At 30.6% G+C, this 17,951-nt stretch carries 14 protein-coding genes; 10 read left to right on the plus strand and 4 right to left on the minus strand.

Annotated elements, in window-relative coordinates:
• Positions 1 to 184 precede the first annotated feature (184 nt).
• Both era and ACKTTC_RS07560 read left to right on the plus strand, forming a co-directional pair.
• Positions 185 to 1,066, plus strand: coding sequence for a GTPase Era (gene era / locus ACKTTC_RS07555; protein WP_408039200.1), 882 nt, complete (start codon positions 185 to 187; stop codon positions 1,064 to 1,066).
• Between the two features lie 105 nt (positions 1,067 to 1,171).
• The gene (locus tag ACKTTC_RS07560) at positions 1,172 to 2,719 is read left to right on the plus strand and encodes a choice-of-anchor I family protein (protein ID WP_408039201.1); all 1,548 of its coding nucleotides are present in this window, start codon (positions 1,172 to 1,174) and stop codon (positions 2,717 to 2,719) included.
• Between the two features lie 44 nt (positions 2,720 to 2,763).
• Here ACKTTC_RS07560 and ACKTTC_RS07565 read toward each other — a convergent pair whose 3' ends face one another.
• On the minus strand, positions 2,764 to 3,282 hold the full coding sequence (locus ACKTTC_RS07565) for a GTP-binding protein (RefSeq protein WP_408039202.1): 519 nt from the start codon (positions 3,280 to 3,282) through the stop codon (positions 2,764 to 2,766).
• Positions 3,283 to 3,386: 104 nt separating this feature from the next.
• On the opposite strand from ACKTTC_RS07565, the gene der reads away from it, so the two are divergent.
• Together der and ACKTTC_RS07575 are read left to right on the plus strand one after the other, a co-directional pair.
• Entirely contained in the window at positions 3,387 to 4,697 is a 1,311-nt protein-coding gene (gene der / locus ACKTTC_RS07570) for a ribosome biogenesis GTPase Der (RefSeq protein WP_408039203.1), read from the plus strand.
• Between the two features lie 470 nt (positions 4,698 to 5,167).
• Complete coding sequence (locus tag ACKTTC_RS07575) at positions 5,168 to 7,942, plus strand: outer membrane beta-barrel protein (RefSeq protein ID WP_408039204.1); 2,775 nt, start codon at positions 5,168 to 5,170, stop codon at positions 7,940 to 7,942.
• Positions 7,943 to 8,056: 114 nt separating this feature from the next.
• Here ACKTTC_RS07575 and ACKTTC_RS07580 read toward each other — a convergent pair whose 3' ends face one another.
• Together ACKTTC_RS07580 and ACKTTC_RS07585 are read right to left on the minus strand one after the other, a co-directional pair.
• Positions 8,057 to 9,019, minus strand: a complete 963-nt coding sequence (locus tag ACKTTC_RS07580) for a sodium-dependent bicarbonate transport family permease (protein WP_408039205.1) — start codon at positions 9,017 to 9,019, stop codon at positions 8,057 to 8,059.
• Between the two features lie 19 nt (positions 9,020 to 9,038).
• Positions 9,039 to 9,329, minus strand: coding sequence for a hypothetical protein (locus ACKTTC_RS07585; RefSeq protein WP_408039206.1), 291 nt, complete (start codon positions 9,327 to 9,329; stop codon positions 9,039 to 9,041).
• A 125-nt stretch (positions 9,330 to 9,454) separates the two neighbouring features.
• Between ACKTTC_RS07585 and ACKTTC_RS07590 the strand changes: the two genes are divergently transcribed.
• Positions 9,455 to 10,342 carry a LysR substrate-binding domain-containing protein gene (locus ACKTTC_RS07590; RefSeq protein ID WP_408039207.1) on the plus strand — a complete coding sequence of 296 codons (888 nt, stop codon included), beginning with the start codon at positions 9,455 to 9,457 and terminating at the stop codon, positions 10,340 to 10,342.
• Positions 10,343 to 10,465: 123 nt separating this feature from the next.
• The gene (locus tag ACKTTC_RS07595; RefSeq protein WP_408039208.1) at positions 10,466 to 12,850 is read left to right on the plus strand and encodes a GAF domain-containing protein; all 2,385 of its coding nucleotides are present in this window, start codon (positions 10,466 to 10,468) and stop codon (positions 12,848 to 12,850) included.
• A gap of 511 nt (positions 12,851 to 13,361) precedes the next feature.
• Here the strand turns inward: ACKTTC_RS07595 and ACKTTC_RS07600 are convergent.
• Positions 13,362 to 14,591 carry a Pycsar system effector family protein gene (locus ACKTTC_RS07600; protein ID WP_408039209.1) on the minus strand — a complete coding sequence of 410 codons (1,230 nt, stop codon included), beginning with the start codon at positions 14,589 to 14,591 and terminating at the stop codon, positions 13,362 to 13,364.
• Between the two features lie 208 nt (positions 14,592 to 14,799).
• On the opposite strand from ACKTTC_RS07600, the gene msrB reads away from it, so the two are divergent.
• From msrB to ACKTTC_RS07620, 4 genes are all read left to right on the plus strand, one after another.
• Positions 14,800 to 15,252 carry a peptide-methionine (R)-S-oxide reductase MsrB gene (gene msrB, locus ACKTTC_RS07605; RefSeq protein WP_408039210.1) on the plus strand — a complete coding sequence of 151 codons (453 nt, stop codon included), beginning with the start codon at positions 14,800 to 14,802 and terminating at the stop codon, positions 15,250 to 15,252.
• The gene (msrA, locus tag ACKTTC_RS07610) at positions 15,239 to 15,772 is read left to right on the plus strand and encodes a peptide-methionine (S)-S-oxide reductase MsrA (protein ID WP_408039211.1); all 534 of its coding nucleotides are present in this window, start codon (positions 15,239 to 15,241) and stop codon (positions 15,770 to 15,772) included. The genes msrB and msrA overlap by 14 nt, the downstream gene beginning before the upstream one ends.
• An 84-nt stretch (positions 15,773 to 15,856) precedes the next feature.
• Positions 15,857 to 17,077 carry a bifunctional alpha/beta hydrolase/OsmC family protein gene (locus ACKTTC_RS07615; protein WP_408039212.1) on the plus strand — a complete coding sequence of 407 codons (1,221 nt, stop codon included), beginning with the start codon at positions 15,857 to 15,859 and terminating at the stop codon, positions 17,075 to 17,077.
• Positions 17,078 to 17,100: 23 nt separating this feature from the next.
• Positions 17,101 to 17,949, plus strand: a complete 849-nt coding sequence (locus ACKTTC_RS07620; protein WP_408039213.1) for an alpha/beta fold hydrolase — start codon at positions 17,101 to 17,103, stop codon at positions 17,947 to 17,949.
• The last annotated feature ends 2 nt before the right edge of the window (positions 17,950 to 17,951 follow it).

A 17,951-nucleotide genomic window follows, 5' to 3' on the forward strand; every position in this document is an offset into this window, starting at 1 on the left:
CAGGACTCGAACCTGTGACCTTCGGGTTATGAGCCCGACGAGCTGCCTACTGCTCTATCCCGCGATATTGGACGGCAAAGATACATCCTTTTTTCTTAATCCACCAAATAAAACAAAGTTTTTTTCAAAAAAGTATTTTCTTATTTAGAATCTCTCCCATTAAAAATCATGTACCTTTGTTCTTATGACACATAAAGCTGGATTTGTAAACATCATTGGAAACCCAAATGTTGGAAAATCAACCTTAATGAATGCTTTAGTAGGTGAACGACTTTCAATCATTACTTCTAAGGCACAAACTACAAGGCATCGTATTTTAGGAATTGTAAATGGAGAAGATTATCAGATTGTTTTTTCTGATACACCAGGTATCATAAAACCTGCTTACGAGCTACAAGAATCTATGATGGATTTTGTAAAATCTGCATTTGATGATGCCGATGTATTAATTTATATGGTAGAAGTAGGTGAAAAAGAATTGAAGAACGAAGCGTTTTTTAATAAAATCATCAATAGTAAGATTCCTGTAATACTTCTATTAAATAAGATTGATAAATCTACACCAGAAGAAGTACAAGAAAAAATTGAATATTGGCGTGCAAAAGTTCCAAACTCTTTTGTCTATGTAATTTCAGCTTTAGAAAAATTTAATGTAGAAAGTGTATTCTATAAAATAATAGAATTACTTCCAGAATCTCCTCCTTTTTACCCAAAGGATCAACTTACTGATAAACCTGAGCGTTTCTTTGTAAATGAAACCATCCGAGAAAAAATACTACAACAGTATAAAAAGGAAATTCCGTACGCAGTAGAAATAGAAACCGAAAGCTTCGTTGAAGAAGAAAACATCATTCGAATTCGCGCAGTTATAATGGTAGAAAGAGATACTCAAAAAGGAATTATTATTGGACACAAAGGAAGTGCTATAAAACGAGTGGGTACAGAGGCCCGTAAAAGTTTACAACACTTTTTTGCTAAAAAGGTATTTTTAGAATTATATGTAAAAGTGAATAAAAACTGGCGATCTAACGAAAAACAATTACGTCGTTTCGGATATAAAGATTAAGTAGTAACTATTCCTTAACATTGTTAAAAGTTCGCTAACAAATCGTTTTCACTTCAATAACACTCAAGTAATGTTTTTAAATAAGTTTTGTGGAAAATATCAACCATGAAAAATTTATTTAAAACTTTATGCATTGTCTCTGCAATTAACTTTGTGGGATGTAATGATGATACCTCAACATCAACTCCAATAAATACTACAGTAAATTTCCAATATGCTACAACTATTAATGTAGGTGGAGAAAGTGCTGCAGAGATTTCAACTTATGACACAAAAACGCAAAAATTATTTGTTGTTAACTCAGAAGCAAAAGAAATTGCTGTTTACAATTTAAAAAATGTTTCAGCTCCAGAAAAATTAAATTCAATTCCAATAATGACTGGTGCTCCTAATAGTATTAGTTCTTATAATGGGAAAGTAGCTATTGCTTTAGAAGATAATATTAAACAGAATAATGGGAAAATTACCGTTTATAATACAGAAAACAACAATTTGCTAAACTCTTATACTGTTGGTTCTTTACCAGACATGGTTACTTTTACCAAAGATGGCAACTATATTCTTTGCGCTAATGAAGGTGAACCAAATAGTTTATATACTAATGATCCTGAAGGAAGTGTAAGTATTATCGATTTACAAAACAATCAGGTTACCACTCTTGGTTTTACTTCCTTTAATAATCAAGAAACTTCTTTAGAAAATAATGGATTTAGAGTTTTTGGTCCTAATGCTAGCCTCGCTCAAGATGTAGAACCTGAATATATTGCTGTATCTGACGATTCAAAAACTGCTTGGGTATCCTTACAAGAAAATAATGGAATTGCTAAGGTGAACATTGCTACTAAAACCATTGAAGCAATTTACCCTTTAGGATTTAAGGATTACAGTATAGCAGGTAATGAAATTGACCCTAGTAATAAAGATGATAAAAAAGAACTTAGAAGTGTTCCTGTTTATGGAATCTATCAGCCAGATGCTATTACCTACGTTAATATTAATGGTACTGGATATATTATTTCTGCAAATGAAGGAGATGCCAGAGAATATATAGATGATAAAGGTACAGATGATGAAAACGACGACGAAGACATATTTGTAAATGAAAAAAGAATTAAAAAAATTGATTTAGATCCTATCGCTTTTCCTAATGCTGCAGAATTACAAGAAGATGAAAATTTAGGGCGTTTAAAAATTGCATTAGATTTAGGAGATATAGACAACGATGGAGATTACGATAAGTTATATGCTTATGGTGGACGTTCATTTAGTATTTGGTCTGAAAATGGTGCTTTAATTTATGATAGCGGAAATAGTATTTCAGCAAAAACCTTAGAATTATCTCAAGCAACATTTAATGACGATGATGGAAGAAGTGATGATAAAGGAGCCGAACCAGAAGCAGTAGAAGTCTTAAACATGAATAACGAACGTTATATTTTGTTTGTTGGTTTAGAACGTACAGATCAAGTAATGGTCTATGATATCACCAATCCGTCTGCGCCAATGTTCTTAACAATTTTATCCCACGATGGAGATGAAGCTCCAGAAGGACTACTAGTTATTCCTGCTGCAGACAGCCCTAATGGAAAAGACTTATTATTAGTTTCTAATGAAGATAGTGGTACTGTAAGTATTTATCAAAATATAAAATAAGCTACAACAAAACTCTGTCTAGAAAAACAACCAATGATTTTCAATTATTGGTTGTTTTCTTTTATTTTCTTAAGTAATTGTTTTGTAAACTTTTTTAGCTCATCCATTTGTGGTTCTCCAGTTGACTTTCCTAATCTACCAATTAAATACAAGGTTACCCAAACTACAGGTAACACAACCAACATTACAATAGACAAAACATTACTTTTCCCTAAAGAAAAGTTTGTATAAGCAATGGTTGCAAAAATTAAAAATGCAGTAGCTACTCCAAAATGAATAAACATAAATAAAGTCCAAACTTGAGGTTTAGGACCAAACAATCCTCTTATTTTAGACTGTTTTTCTGTAAGTTCTTCTATTTCTAAATTCAATTGAGGAGACCAGTAATGGTTCTCTTTTTCGGGAATATCAATAACCATATGATTATCAACTAACTTTATTTTATACTTTTTCTCATCAGTTATTTCTTTTGAAATTTTCGACACTAAAACATCGGCATTCATTCCAAAATCTATTTGAAATCTTGGTTTTAAAAAAATCTGATTATACAATTGGTCATCCATGAGGTTCGAGGTTAATTACATACAATGTAGCAAAAAAAGTATAGTCTGTAAAATTCCTCTTTATTTCCTACTGTAAATTGTATCTTTGCACAAATTTTTTATAAATGAGTAGCATTGTTGCCATTGTTGGAAGACCAAATGTAGGAAAGTCTACCTTGTTTAACAGATTAATTAAACGAAGAGAAGCTATTGTAGATTCTGTAAGCGGTGTTACAAGAGACCGTCATTATGGAAAATCTGAATGGAATGGGAAAGAATTTTCTGTAATAGATACTGGTGGGTATGTAGTAGGTTCTGATGATATTTTCGAAGAGGAAATTAGAAAGCAAGTTCAGTTAGCATTAGATGAAGCTGATATTATATTATTTGTAGTAGATGTTGAACAAGGAATTACTCCAATGGATACTGCTGTTGCAAAACTTCTTCGTCAGGTAGAAAAGCCAATGTTTATGGCAGTGAACAAAGTAGATAATGCTATGAGGGCTGCAGATGCTGTTGAGTTTTACAATCTTGGGTTAGGAGATTACCATACGATTTCTTCTGTTAACGGAAGTGGTACAGGTGATTTATTAGATGCTATTGTTGAAGAAATTCCTGCGCCTTTTGACGATGAGGAAGAAGTAAGTGAATTACCTCGTTTTGCTGTTGTTGGTAGACCAAATGCAGGTAAATCTTCTTTTATTAATGCTTTAATTGGAGAAGACAGAAATATTGTAACCAATATAGCAGGTACAACAAGAGACTCTATCGATACTAAATACAATCGTTTTGGCTTCGAATTTAATTTAGTTGATACTGCTGGAATTCGTAAAAAATCGAAAGTAAAAGAGGATTTAGAATTCTACTCTGTAATGAGAGCCGTTAGAGCCATTGAACATTGTGATATTGCTATTGTTGTAGTAGATGCTACTCGTGGTTTCGAAGGTCAGGATGAAAAAATATTTTGGCTTGCAGAAAAGAACAGAAAAGGAATTGTAATTCTAGTAAATAAATGGGATTTGGTAGAAAAGGAAACTAATACAATGCGCGATTTTGAACGTAAAATTCGCCAAACTGTAGCTCCTTTTACAGATATACCTATCGTATTTATTTCTGCACTTACTAAGCAACGTATTTTTAAAGCTATAGAAACAGCAGTAGAAGTACACGAAAATAGAAAACGTAAAATTCAAACGAGCAAATTAAATGAAACCATGCTAGAGATTATGCAACATACCCCACCTCCAGCAACAAAAGGAAAATTCATTAAAATAAAGTATTGTATGCAACTACCAACACATACACCACAGTTTGCTTTTTTTGCCAACTTGCCACAATACATTAAAGATCCATATAAGCGTTTTGTAGAAAATCAATTACGAGAACATTATAATTTTACAGGTGTTCCTATAACTATTTATTTTAGACAAAAGTAGATTGCTTTTTTGTACCTTTCAGATGAATTAACCCAAATCATTAAAATTATGTTTTTAAAAATTTCAAATCTGAAAAGAGTACGTACATTATCTAAGCAAGAATCAAAAACCATTAGCGGAGGCGTTGGAGTTAACGATTGCTCTATAAATTGTGTCGATGCTTATTTTGCATGTGTAGCTTCTGGAAACACAAATTGTGTAGCTAAAAGAAGCTCATGCCTTAGTCGATGTGGTGGTGTCGGCAGATAATACATAACCACAATAACAATTTCAGATTACTTTTTTCAGAGTTTTACTATATAATGAGTTTAATAGTAAAAAGTTGAAAAAAGTAATTTTTATTTATGGTATAAGCTAGTACCTTATTAACCTGAATGTTAATTTAAGTGTTATTTAACAGATTTTAACTCTTCGAAAATACTTTTTTTATTTTTTTTGTTGCCTTTAAAAACTAACATCAAAGATTATCTATGAAAAAAGTATTATTACTGCTTGCTATATTGCTATGTGGCCATTCTTTTTCCCAATCTTATAAATTTAATATATCAGGGAAAATCCAATCAGAAAAAGACAAAACTCCAATTGAAGCCGCAACTATTCATCTTGAAAAAGTTAGCGATAGTACCGTTATTTCCTATACCATTTCTAACGACAAAGGAAACTTTTCCTTAGAAGGTAAATCTTTCAACAAAGACGTTAAACTTTATGTTTCCTTCATAGGAATGGACAGCTACAGTAAAAGAATTTCATTAACAAAAAATCCAAGTATAAAGCTTGGAACCATTTCTTTAAAAGAGGAATCTAATGTTTTAGATGAAGTTGTTATTAAATCTAGAGCACCTATTACGATTAAAAAAGACACATTAGAATTTAATGTCAAGTCTTTTAAGACTAAAAAAAATGCAAATGTTGAAGATTTATTAAAGAAGCTTCCTGGCGTTGAAGTCGATGAAAACGGTAAAATAACTGTAAATGGTAAAGAAGTAAATAAAATTTTAGTAAACGGGAAACCGTTCTTTGGTAATGACCCTACAATTACTACAAAAAATTTATCTAAAGATATTATTGAAAAAATTCAGGTAACAGATACCAAATCAAAATCAGAAGCTTTCTCAGGAGAAAAAGGAGATGCTAATAATAAAACTATCAATTTAACCATAAAGAAAGAAAATAATAAAGGTTGGTTTGGACGTGTTTCTGCTGGTGGTGGTACCGATAAAAGATATGAAGCTGCTACTATGATAAATCGGTTTAACAATAATACTCGATTCAGTGCATTAGCCAGTACTAATAATATTAACTCTCCAGGCTTTAGTTTTGGTGAAATACAGAAAATGTATGGAGGTAATGGCGGTGTTTGGTTTGGCGGTAATGGTTCTTTCGGAATTGGAAATAGACGATTTGGAGGAGGACAAGGAATTGTTACTTCTAAAATTGCGGGAGCAACTTATGCAGATGAATACAAAAAAGGACTTGATGTAAATGCAAACTACATCTTTTCTAACAGTAACTCTGTAAACGACTCTAGACAAAATAGAGAATATACACTTCCAGATCGTCGTTATTTTTCAAATATTATCTCTAGTTCAGACACAAATAATGATAATCATAATATTGATGCGGAACTAGATATTGAAATTGATTCTACACTTTTAATTAATGTACAACCAAGATTTATATACAATAATAGGGAAAGCAGCAATCGTAGAAATGAAGAATCTTTAGATGAGAACAATACCTTAACAAACCAATTTACAAGTAATACAATTTCTAAGCAAGACAATAAAAACTTTGAAAACAATATTGATATTACTAAAAAATTTGGTTCTAAAGGAGCGTTCATTAAAGCATCATTAACAAACCAAATAGACCAAACAAATGGAGAAGATTTTAATAATTCTACCATCAATATTTTTGGAACAAATCCAACAACTGAAATTAGAAATCAGAAAAGTAATATTGATAATGATTTAAATAGTATCTCCTCTAGATTTTCATATCGTTTGCCATTGATTTCTCAAAAGTTATTTATTGATGCAAAGTATAGATATAGTAGAAATGAAAGGAAAAATAGAGAAAGTACTTTCGACTTTAATAACACAACACAAGATTTTACAGACTTTAATACTACTTTAAGTTCTGACTTTACCTACAATGATATTACAAAAACACCTTCTTTAGGCATTGTTTATACCCTAAAAAAATCTCGATTTAACCTTGAAGTGGGACAGGTACGAAGAACCTTAGAAAACATAGATCGTTTACGTCCAAATTTAAGTTTAGAAAAAGACTTTAATAACTTACGTTTAACTTCTAGCTTTAGATATAGATTCGACTCAAAAGCATCTATTTATTTTGATTATAATTTAGACAATGATGCTCCTAACGTAATTCAATTGCAACCTTTTTCAGATGTAACTAATCCTTCTAATATTATAACTGGTAACCCTAACTTAAAACCATCTCAATCACATCGATTATATGTAAACTTCAACAAATATAATTGGCAAAAAAGAACAGGTTTCTTTTCTTATTTTGGAGGAACATTAAACACAAACCAGATTGTTACCAAAACTACAATTAACGACCAATTAGTTAGAAATACAACATACGATAATGCTGATGGTGGTTATAATTTCTGGGGTGGAGCATCTTATAATAAAAGTATAAAAATAGATTCTTTAACTAGTGTTGATGTAAGAATGGGAATACGCCTTAATGGAAATCGTAATATTAGTTTTTTAAACGATGTTGAAAACACTGCTACTTCTAACTCTATTACACCTCGATTAGGTTTGGCTATTAAATGGAATAAAGTAATTACTATAGAACCAACTTATAATATTGATTTTACTAAAACTACTTATAGTGCTAATTCTTTTCAAGATCAAAATTTTGCGCGTCATAACTTACGCATTAGAACTAGAACCAATCTTCCTAAAAAGCTAGAATGGAGAAATGATATTCGATATACTTTTAATCCTAATGTAATTGGCTTTAATAAATCTGCATGGTTTTGGAATGCTACTTTAGCTTACTCTGTTCTAAAAGATAAAGGAACCATTACTTTTAAAGCATACGATATACTTAGTCAAAACAATAACGCTCAAAGAAGAGCTGTTAACAATTACATTGAAGATTCAGAAAGTACTATATTACAACAATATTTTATGGTTGGATTTAGTTGGAAATTTAACAGCTTAGGAAAAAAAGGAAAAATTAGAGAATATGATTTTTCTTATTAAAAGAAGAATGTTTTATAAATCATCTCCACATATAATATAATAAAAAGCCATCTACTCTTTAGATGGCTTTTTTTCAATAACTATATAATAATGAAAAACCTTAACTATCTAATTTTAAATTGCTTTAATAATAGATAAGTAAAGCGGCATTCCCAAGGTTATATTTAACGGAAAGGTTATTGCTAATGCCATTGGTATATACAAACCAGGGTTGGCTTTTGGTGCAGCAAGTTTCATGGCAGCAGGTACAGCAATGTATGAGGCACTAGCTGCTAAAATGGCAAATAAAAATCGGTTTCCTACCGAATGCGTTACTGCTGAACTAAGCACAGCTACAATTACTCCATTTAAAAGGGGGATTATGATAGAAAATAATAATGTAAATCGTCCATTTTCTAATAATGAATTCAGTTTTTTTCCACTAGTAATCCCCATATCTAACAAGAAAACAGCAAGAAAGCCTTTAAAAATGTCTGTTGTAAATGGTTTAATTCCTTCCGCTTGTGCATCACTTGCTAAAAAACCAATTATCAAACTTCCCATAATAAGTAATACGCTTCCGTTGGTAAGTGCATGTCTTAAAATTTCCGAAAAAGACATACGTTCTTTTTTATCTTTATTAAAAAGTGCTATTAACAACACTCCTATTACTATAGATGGAGCTTCCATTAGTGCCATTACAGCAACCATATGTCCTCCAAAATCAATATCAAGAATTTCTAAAAATGATACTGAAGTAACAAATGTAACAGCACTAACAGAACCATATGCTGCTGCAATAGCTCCTGCATTAAAAACACCTAATTTTTTCTTTAGTGTAAAAAAAGTATACAGTGGAACTACTAATGCCAGAAGCACACCAAATAATAACGACCAAGCAATTTCCATATCCAGATTACTGTGCGATAATTCCTGACCTCCTTTAAACCCAATAGAAAATAATAAATAAAGAGAAATAAACTTAGACGAGTTTTTAGGAATTTCTAAATCACTTTTCAATCGTACCGCTATAAGTCCGAGAAAGAAAAAAAGCAATGCTGGATTCGTTATATTATCAAGTAGTAAATGAATATCCATAAAGGTGAATAGGCAGTATTTATTTTATTAATTTCATTTCAAAAACACCGTCTATGCTAATACCGCAATCTTCACCTTTTGCAGCATTTATCATTTCTTTAAACGATTCTCTTTTCGCGATTAAAGCTTCTATTTTTTCATTCCAATACTTACTATCAGCTAAATTATCTCCTTCATACTCTTTCAAACATTGTATTTTATAAAAATTAATCTGCTTGTCTATAATAGCATTCATTAATTCTCTTGCCTCTCTTGTGTTATATACACCACTTATAAACTTTGTCTCTTGTGCTAATTCTTGAGTTATCATACAAATCCTGTTAATAGTTCAGTTTATGTTATACAATTATAATTTTCTATAATTTTTGACAAAGTTTAGAATATAAATTCATATATTTTTATTTATATTTTAAATAGAAAACATAAATCATTTTTATGAATTACACTTTACATCAATTACAAATATTTCTGGAAGTGGTTCGACAAAAGAATATTACAAGAGCTGCTGAAGAAATGCATATGACTCAGCCTGCACTTTCTATTCAGTTAAAAAACTTTCAAAACCAATTTGATATCCCTTTAACAGAGATTGTTGGAAAAAAACTATACGTGACAGATTTTGGAAAATCGATCGCAAAAATTGCAGAAAACATTTTAAATGAAGCAAATGCTATTAAATATAAAACCAAAGAATACAATGGCTTATTTACTGGAAAATTAAGAATTTCTTCTGCCTCTACTGGTAAATATGTGGCTCCTTATTTTCTAAGCGAATTCTTAAAAAAACACTCTGGAATAGATCTCACATTAGATGTTTCTAACAAAACTACAGTTGTTAAAAGCTTACAAGAAAACAAAATTGATTTCGCATTAGTTTCTGTATTACCCGATAAGCTAAATATTGAAGAAGAATTACTCTTAGAAAACAAACTTTATCTAGTTGGAAACACCCAACAAATTGACAAAAAGAAACCTTTAATATATCGTGAAAAAGGTTCAGCCACTCGTATAGCAATGGATGCATATTTTAAAAACAGATCTGCTCGTAAGAGTTTAGAACTAACCTCTAATGAAGCTGTAAAACAATCACTTATTGCTGGATTAGGATATTCTATTTTACCTCTCATTGGAATTAAAAATGAATTATCTAACGAAGAATTGCATATTATACCTTCCAAAAACCTTCCTATAGTAACCAATTGGCGATTAATTTGGCTGAAAAACAAAAAATTATCTCCTGTTGCTGCAGAATATCTTAACTTTATTAGGGAGAATAAACACGAGATTATTCAAAATAATTTTGAGTGGTATTTAAATTTTTAAATCAAAAACCAATTAAAAAACAAAAAACCACTCTAAATCAGTAGATTTTAAGTGTATGTTTTTCCAGAAAAATACGACTAAAATAAACATTTCGTAATTTTGTAATCGTTAAGAAAGGTTATTATGGTAATAAGGAATTTGAAAAATGCAATAGATATAGAGCTACCTCTTCAACTCAATGTTAGTTTTAAGAAGGTATATGAGATCTATAAAAAATATACGGAAGACGGATATAAGAATCACCCTTTTCATGAGTCATCTAAAATTATGACGCAACGAATTGAGGAAGTACCCGAATTAATTAATGGCTTTTCAGATTTATCTTTACTAGAAAAACACGAAGAAATCATTAATTTTTTATTAGATGGTTTATTTCCTGAAGTACTTACTACAAATGAGATTAAAGCTGCTACAGTTCCCTTTTCTTTTACTTCTTTTAAATATACCAAACGCTTTGAAGATATTTTAGCTAATGCTGGAGGTGATGGATTCTTACATGCTAGAAATTTTGAAGATGAAATGATGTATATCTATGCTTGTACGCTAATCTTAGCAATGGTGTATAATAATCCCGTAGATTTAAAACGTCCTTTCTTCTTTGACATACCTGATAATAATTTAGGAATTACTAAACATTATAGAGTTGCTTTTAATGGAGATTTTATGGAGATTGAACCAACTCCTAATGCACCAAAAATTACTAAAGAGGATATTAAATTATTATTAGATAATTTCCACGATATTGAACTTTGGAAACAAAAGTTCCCTCCAAATTCATATACTTTTAGAGGGTTTGGAATTATGAACTTATTTGATGTTACTACAGATGAAACCATTACTTCTATTAAAGACAATTTAATTGCAAGAGATGATGGAAGCATTGCTGAAAAATTACAAAACAATTTACGTGATTTTTATGCTATTAAAGATTTAAAGGTTGGGTTTTCAGTTTTTGACATTAGTAATATAAACCAAGGAAAGATTAAAGTAATGCGTTCAGAAAGCATTGTCTTAAATCAAGAAACACAAATTGAATGCAATCATTATTTCTGTAGTTTTATTATAAATCAGTTGTTTACTGAGCAAAAAAGTATTGTTATTTCTGATACGAGTGTATACAAAGAGCGTACAGAAGGCAATGCATTTTCTTTAAAGCTAGAAGAAAAAAATATAGGAAGTATTATTTTAATTCCTATTCAAACAACTTCTAAAGACGATCTAGCTTTATTAGAAATTGCTGCTCCAGAACCTTATCAATTAAACTCAGTTAATAAAGAGAAGTTAAAAGATATAATTCCTGTATTTAAAGCTGCAGCAGAAAGAAATTCAGAAGAATTTTTAAATATTTTAGAAGCTACAATTCAAGAATATTATACTTCGATTCATCCATCTGTAAAATGGCGTTTTTACGATGCTGCTCAAAATTATCAAAATGCACTTCTTAATAAAGACGAAGAAGCAAGAATTGAGAAAATTACATTTGATAATGTATATCCATTGTATGGACAACTAGATATTAAAGGATCGTCTAAAGCTAGAAATACAGCTATTAAGCAAGATTTATCTACTCAATTAAAAGCAGCTGTACATGTTTTAAATGAAGCTTGTAAAATAGAAAAGCTACCTATTTACAATGAGCTAATGTACCGAGTTAAAGAATATTTAACAGAAGTTGAAATTGGTATGAAAGCTGGTGATGAAGTTGCTATTTTAAGCTTTTTAAAGCGTGAGATTTATCCTACTTTTAATCACATTAGAGAAATAAATACCGCAATGCATCAAGTTGTAGATGATTATTTAGATATGCTTGATGACAACCTACAAGTTATTTACGACAAACGTAAAGATTATGAATCTAGTGTAACAAAATTAAATGAGAGACTTGCCAAGTATATAGATAAGCAACAAGAAAAAGCACAGGCAATTTTCCCACATTATTTTGAAAGATATAAAACTGATGGTGTAGAATACAATATGTACATTGGACAATCTATAACCAAAGACAAAAAATACGACTCATTGTACTTATACAACCTAAGGTTATGGCAGCTGCAAACCACTTATGAGATGGAAAATGTAGCTCATAAACTTAGAAAAGAACTACCACACGATTTACAAGTTGCTTCTTTAATTCTAGTGCATAGCAATCCACTTGCTATTGAATTTAGAATGGATGAAAAACAATTTGATGTAGATGGAGCTTATAATATTCGTTATGAGATTATAAAAAAGCGAATTGATAAAGCACATATTAAAGGTACAGAAGAGCGCTTAACTGCTCCTGGAAAAATTTCTATTGTATATTCTCATGATAGAGATGCAGATGAATATATTAAATATATAAAATACCTTCAATCTAAGAACTGTTTAGGAACTTATGAAATGCTAGATATTGAAGATTTGCAAGGCGTTTCAGGATTAAAAGCTATTAGAGTAGAAGTTATTTACCAAGAAACTACACAAACTTCAGGAGTTACTATTGATGAATTAATCAAAGAATTAAAGTAAACCTGCATAATATTATAAAATAAAACAAGCTATATAATTCTATTGATTTCTATAGCTTGTTTGTTGACTAGGTGGAATTATAATAGCCTCGATTAATTGTATTAATTGTTTCATCCAATTGAAAATGAAAATCAATCGGTTGTATACATATATCTAATTGTATTTTAAAAAACTGGCTTAGGGAATAATTTGATTTACTACATAAACATATCACTTCTCTTCAAGAAAAAGAAAACAAAAAACTAGAAAACAGAGAAATAATAACTTCTTTTAATTGGAAGTATTATGTAATTCAACATTTTAAATATAATACTTTTTTGTCAGCAAAAAAAGCACTTTACTTCTATATGTCAACACTTTAACAAAAAACAAGGTTTTTCCCTTTTAGTAAATTACCTCGGAGCAAGCCCACAAGGCATTTATACGAACAGCACTTTAATTTCGAGGGAAGCCTCTGGGTATTATACCCTTTGGCGGTGCCAATAAAAATGCTAAAAAAGTTTAAGTTCTTTTACATGTTTAATAAAGAAGCTACAGCAACTTTAGCTTCACTTTGGGTATGAAAAGCAACAGCAAAAGCAATAACACTTACTATAATACCAATCATAAAAACAGTATACGTAATACGCAATAAGTTATACTTTCTATTAAGTACCAAACCAAGGAAATATAAATCTTTAGTTAAAGATCCATATAAATAGTCTCGATCTTTCATCATTTCGCTCATTCCCCATTCAAATTCCTGTAAACTCATTTTATGAAAATTTCCAAAGAAAATTAAATTCACTTTTTTATTCGCAATATCTTCTTTACTAAACTTTCCTTGAGTAACATTAGGTCTGGTAGCCAAAATGGATAAAATCATAGAGATTACAGTAAAAGATACAAATATGATTGTAGGTGTAATTAAGTAACCATTAGAAGGATTATCTAATTTTGGAATTAAGGTAGATAATGCCATTGAAATGATAATTGCATTTACAGACAATAAGATATTTGCCTTTGTATCTGCAATATCACTTAAGGTAATATGATTTCGTAAAGCAACTCTAAACATTGTTTCTATACCACGTTCTGGAAGCTCTACTTTTTCTTTCTTAAATTGTAATTCTTCTTTTTTATGAGATAGTTTTTTATGCTCTTGCTTTAACTTCTTCTCGCTTTTAATTAACTGTGCTAGATTTTTAGATTTTTGTTTCTCCCATTTTTTTACAGCTATATCTGAATAAAAACGATGATACTTTGTAAGAAAATCGATGTTCTTTTGTAGCCAAGCAGCTTCAGGTATTTTTTTATCTTCTACCCACTCTACTTCTTTATGTAATAATTGAGAGAATTCTGTATAGTTTTTGCTTCCCAAATGCGAGCAATCTGCATCTTTTAATAATCGCTGTTGTGGAGTTGTAGGTTCAACATCCATTTTAGTAGCTAAAATTAACTCTGTTACAACATTTATATATGCTTCAGCAACAGCATTCTCTTTTAAAAATTTCGAAGCTATCTTAACACTTTCTGCTTCATGTGTTTTAGGAGCCACTATAAATCCAGTATCATGAAACCAAGCTGCAATAATTAACTGTTCTTTCTGTTCTTCTTCTAAATTACTTTCTTCGGCTAGTTCAGTTGCTTTTTCAACAACACGAAATGTATGTGATATACCATGATACACAAATTTCTTATCTAACCGCTCGTTCAATAAATTAACAACAAAACTTTCTGCCTTTTCTATAAGAGTGCTCATAAATCAGTAATTTAGTTAAGTAAAAGTAAGTAAACTTTATTAAAGTAATTATACAAATACATAAGTACCTGAAATCTAAAAACCTTACACTTTGCATTGTTTTTTATGTAAGTGTAAGTGCTATACAGCAACTAAAATAACTGTTGAGTGTACATTTTATTGTTAACCAATATTTATAAACGTTTTAAAAAATACTAAAACATCATTTATGTTAACTTGGAAAAACATTATTAACTTTTCTGTAAGTGGTAATCCAACTCCAGATAAAAGAGTAGAGAAAACACAAGAAGAATGGAAAGAAATACTATCGTCAGATGTATATACCATTACGCGTTTAAAAGGTACAGAAAGGCCTTTTAGTGGAGAACATTGCTCTTCATTTACTTCTGGCAAATACAACTGTGCTTGTTGTAACACACCACTTTTCGATTCTACAATAAAATTTGAATCGAGTTCTGGATGGCCTAGTTTTACACAGCCTATTAAAGAAAATGCTGTAAAATATTATAAAGATACTTCGCATGGTATGATTCGAGTAGAAATATTATGCAACACTTGCGATGCACATTTAGGACATGTTTTTCCTGATGGTCCTGCACCAAGTGGTTTGCGTTTTTGTGTGAACTCTTTATCCTTAGCTTTAGAAAATGAAACAACTTAAAAAAGCAACAGTAGGTGGCGGATGTTTTTGGTGTACAGAAGCTATTTTTAATGAAATTAAAGGCGTAGAAAAAGTAGTTTCTGGATATGCAGGCGGAAATGTTCCCGGACATCCAACCTATCGTGAAGTTTGTTCTGGATTAACAGGACACGCAGAAGTGGTACAAATTACATACGATGCTACTATTATTTCGTATGAGGAAATTTTAATCATTTTTATGACAACTCACGATCCAACAACACTTAACAAACAAGGAGCAGATGTTGGAACACAATATAGATCTGTTATTTTTTATCAAAATACCTCTGAAAAAGCCATAGCAGAAACAGTTATTGAAGAAGTTCAAAAGTATTTTGATAATCCTATTGTAACTGAACTAGCAGAGATGCCTATATTTTTTGCTGCAGAAGATGTACATCAAAACTATTACAACAACAATAAAGAACAAGCCTATTGTAATTTTGTAATTACACCAAAACTTGCAAAAGTTCGAAAATTATACGCAGATAAATTAAAATAAATTCACATAAGTTATTCGTAAGAAAACACGAGTACCTTCGACTTACAAGTAACGTTTGAACTATTTTTCTTACGAATAACTTTTATGAAAAGAACACAATTACATATTCCTAACGAAAACGGCAAAATTTTAAATGCATATTTAGAATTACCTACCAATCAAAAACCTGATGCTTATGCCATCTTTGCTCATTGTTTTACCTGCTCCAGTTCTTTAAGTGCTGTAAGAAATATTAGTAAAACACTTACAAAATATGGTTTTGGTGTTGTTCGTTTTGATTTTACGGGACTTGGAAAAAGTGAAGGTGAATTTTATGAAAGTCATTTTTCAGCAAATGTTTCAGACTTAATAGCTGTAAGCGACTATATGAATAAAAACTATGAAGCTCCTTCTTTACTTGTTGGGCATTCATTAGGAGGTGCTGCAGTTATTACGGCAGCTTCACAATTAAACAATATAAAAGCTGTGGCAACTATTGGCGCTCCAGCCGATGTAGAACATGTTACACACTTATTTTCTCACGGGCTTGATGAAGTTGCTGAAAAAGGAGAAGTTCAAGTGAATATTGGAGGTAGACCTTTTAAAATTAATCAGGAGTTTGTAGCTAATTTTACCAAAACCGATTTACCTTCAATTGTACATGAATTGCGAAAGCCAATTCTGATTATGCATTCTCCTATAGATAAAATTGTCGGGATTAAAAATGCAGAAAAATTATATCATAATGCACATCACCCTAAAAGCTTTGTTACTTTAGATAATGCAGATCATCTTTTACAAAATCCAGAAGATAGCAACTATGCAGGAAATGTAATTGGAACTTGGGTACAACGTTACTTTCCTAAAAAACATCAACAAACATTAAACAGTGGAAATGCAGCTTCTGTGGGACATTTAAACTTACTAGAAGATAATTTTACAACTCAAATACAAGTTAAGAACCATCATTTAGTTGCAGATGAACCTACTTCAGTTGGAGGCGATGATTTTGGCCCATCTCCATACGATTATCTGAATGCAGCTTTAATAGCTTGTACAGCTATGACGTTAAAATTATATGCACAACGTAAACAATGGGATTTACAAGAAGTGTATGTATACGTTTCGCACGCTAAGAAAAAGAGTGATGAATTAAATATAGCAACAGAAAAACCACAAATAGTTGATTATTTTACCAAAGACATTCAATTAATAGGGAATTTAGATGATGCACAGCGAAAGCGATTGAAAGAGATTGCATCTAAATGTCCAGTTCATAAAACATTAGCTAATAATGCGTATTTTCATACAACTTTAATATCTTAGAAGGTTTAAAAACTGACTAGACTATGAATTACGCAGCTTTTAGAAAGGCGCAACAATACTTTCAATCTGAAGATGGAAAAATAGCTTATATAGATCAAGGTACAGGTCCTGTTATTTTATTAGTTCATGGAATTCCAACATCTGGTTGGTTGTATAGACATATAATTCCACAATTGTCTTCTCATGGGTATCGAGTTATTGCCATAGATATGCTTGGTTTTGGTTCTAGTGATGCTCCAAAAGATTACGAAATATATGAAGAACACAAACAAGCCCAACGTATTATTAATTTAATGGATTTTTTGAATATTGAAAAGTGGACGCATGTTTTTCATGATGCTAGTGGTTTATGGACTTGGGAATTGTGTAAACTACAACCGCAAAGAATTCAGAATTTAGTTATTTTAAATACGATTATTTACGAAGAAGGATTTGTTCCTCCTATGCGATTTGGCAAGAATCTATTTACTCGTTTTGTTATGTGGTTATACACTATTAAGTTTACAAATAACAAACTGATTACAAATCTATTTAACATGAGTGTTACCCAAAACAACTTGACAAAAACAGATTTAGAAGGATATAAAAAACCTTTATTAGAAGGAAAGAACAAAGCAATGTATTATTTCTTTTCTAGAACATGTCATAACTTACCTAATTATAAAAATATACTTAAGGGTTTAAATAAACCTACATTGGTTATTTGGGGGAAAAACGATGAATTTTTAAAATGGGAACCACAAGAGCAATTGGTTGTAAAAGATTTGGATATCTTACCTGAAAACATTCATTTATTAGATGCTAAACATTTTATTCAAGAAGAACAACCGAAATACATAAGTGAGCTTATTAGTAACTTTGTAGCAAGTTAGTT

The sequence above is a fragment of the Tenacibaculum amylolyticum genome (assembly GCF_964511145.1).
In the GTDB taxonomy this organism is placed as follows: Bacteria; Bacteroidota; Bacteroidia; order Flavobacteriales; family Flavobacteriaceae; genus Polaribacter; species Polaribacter amylolyticum.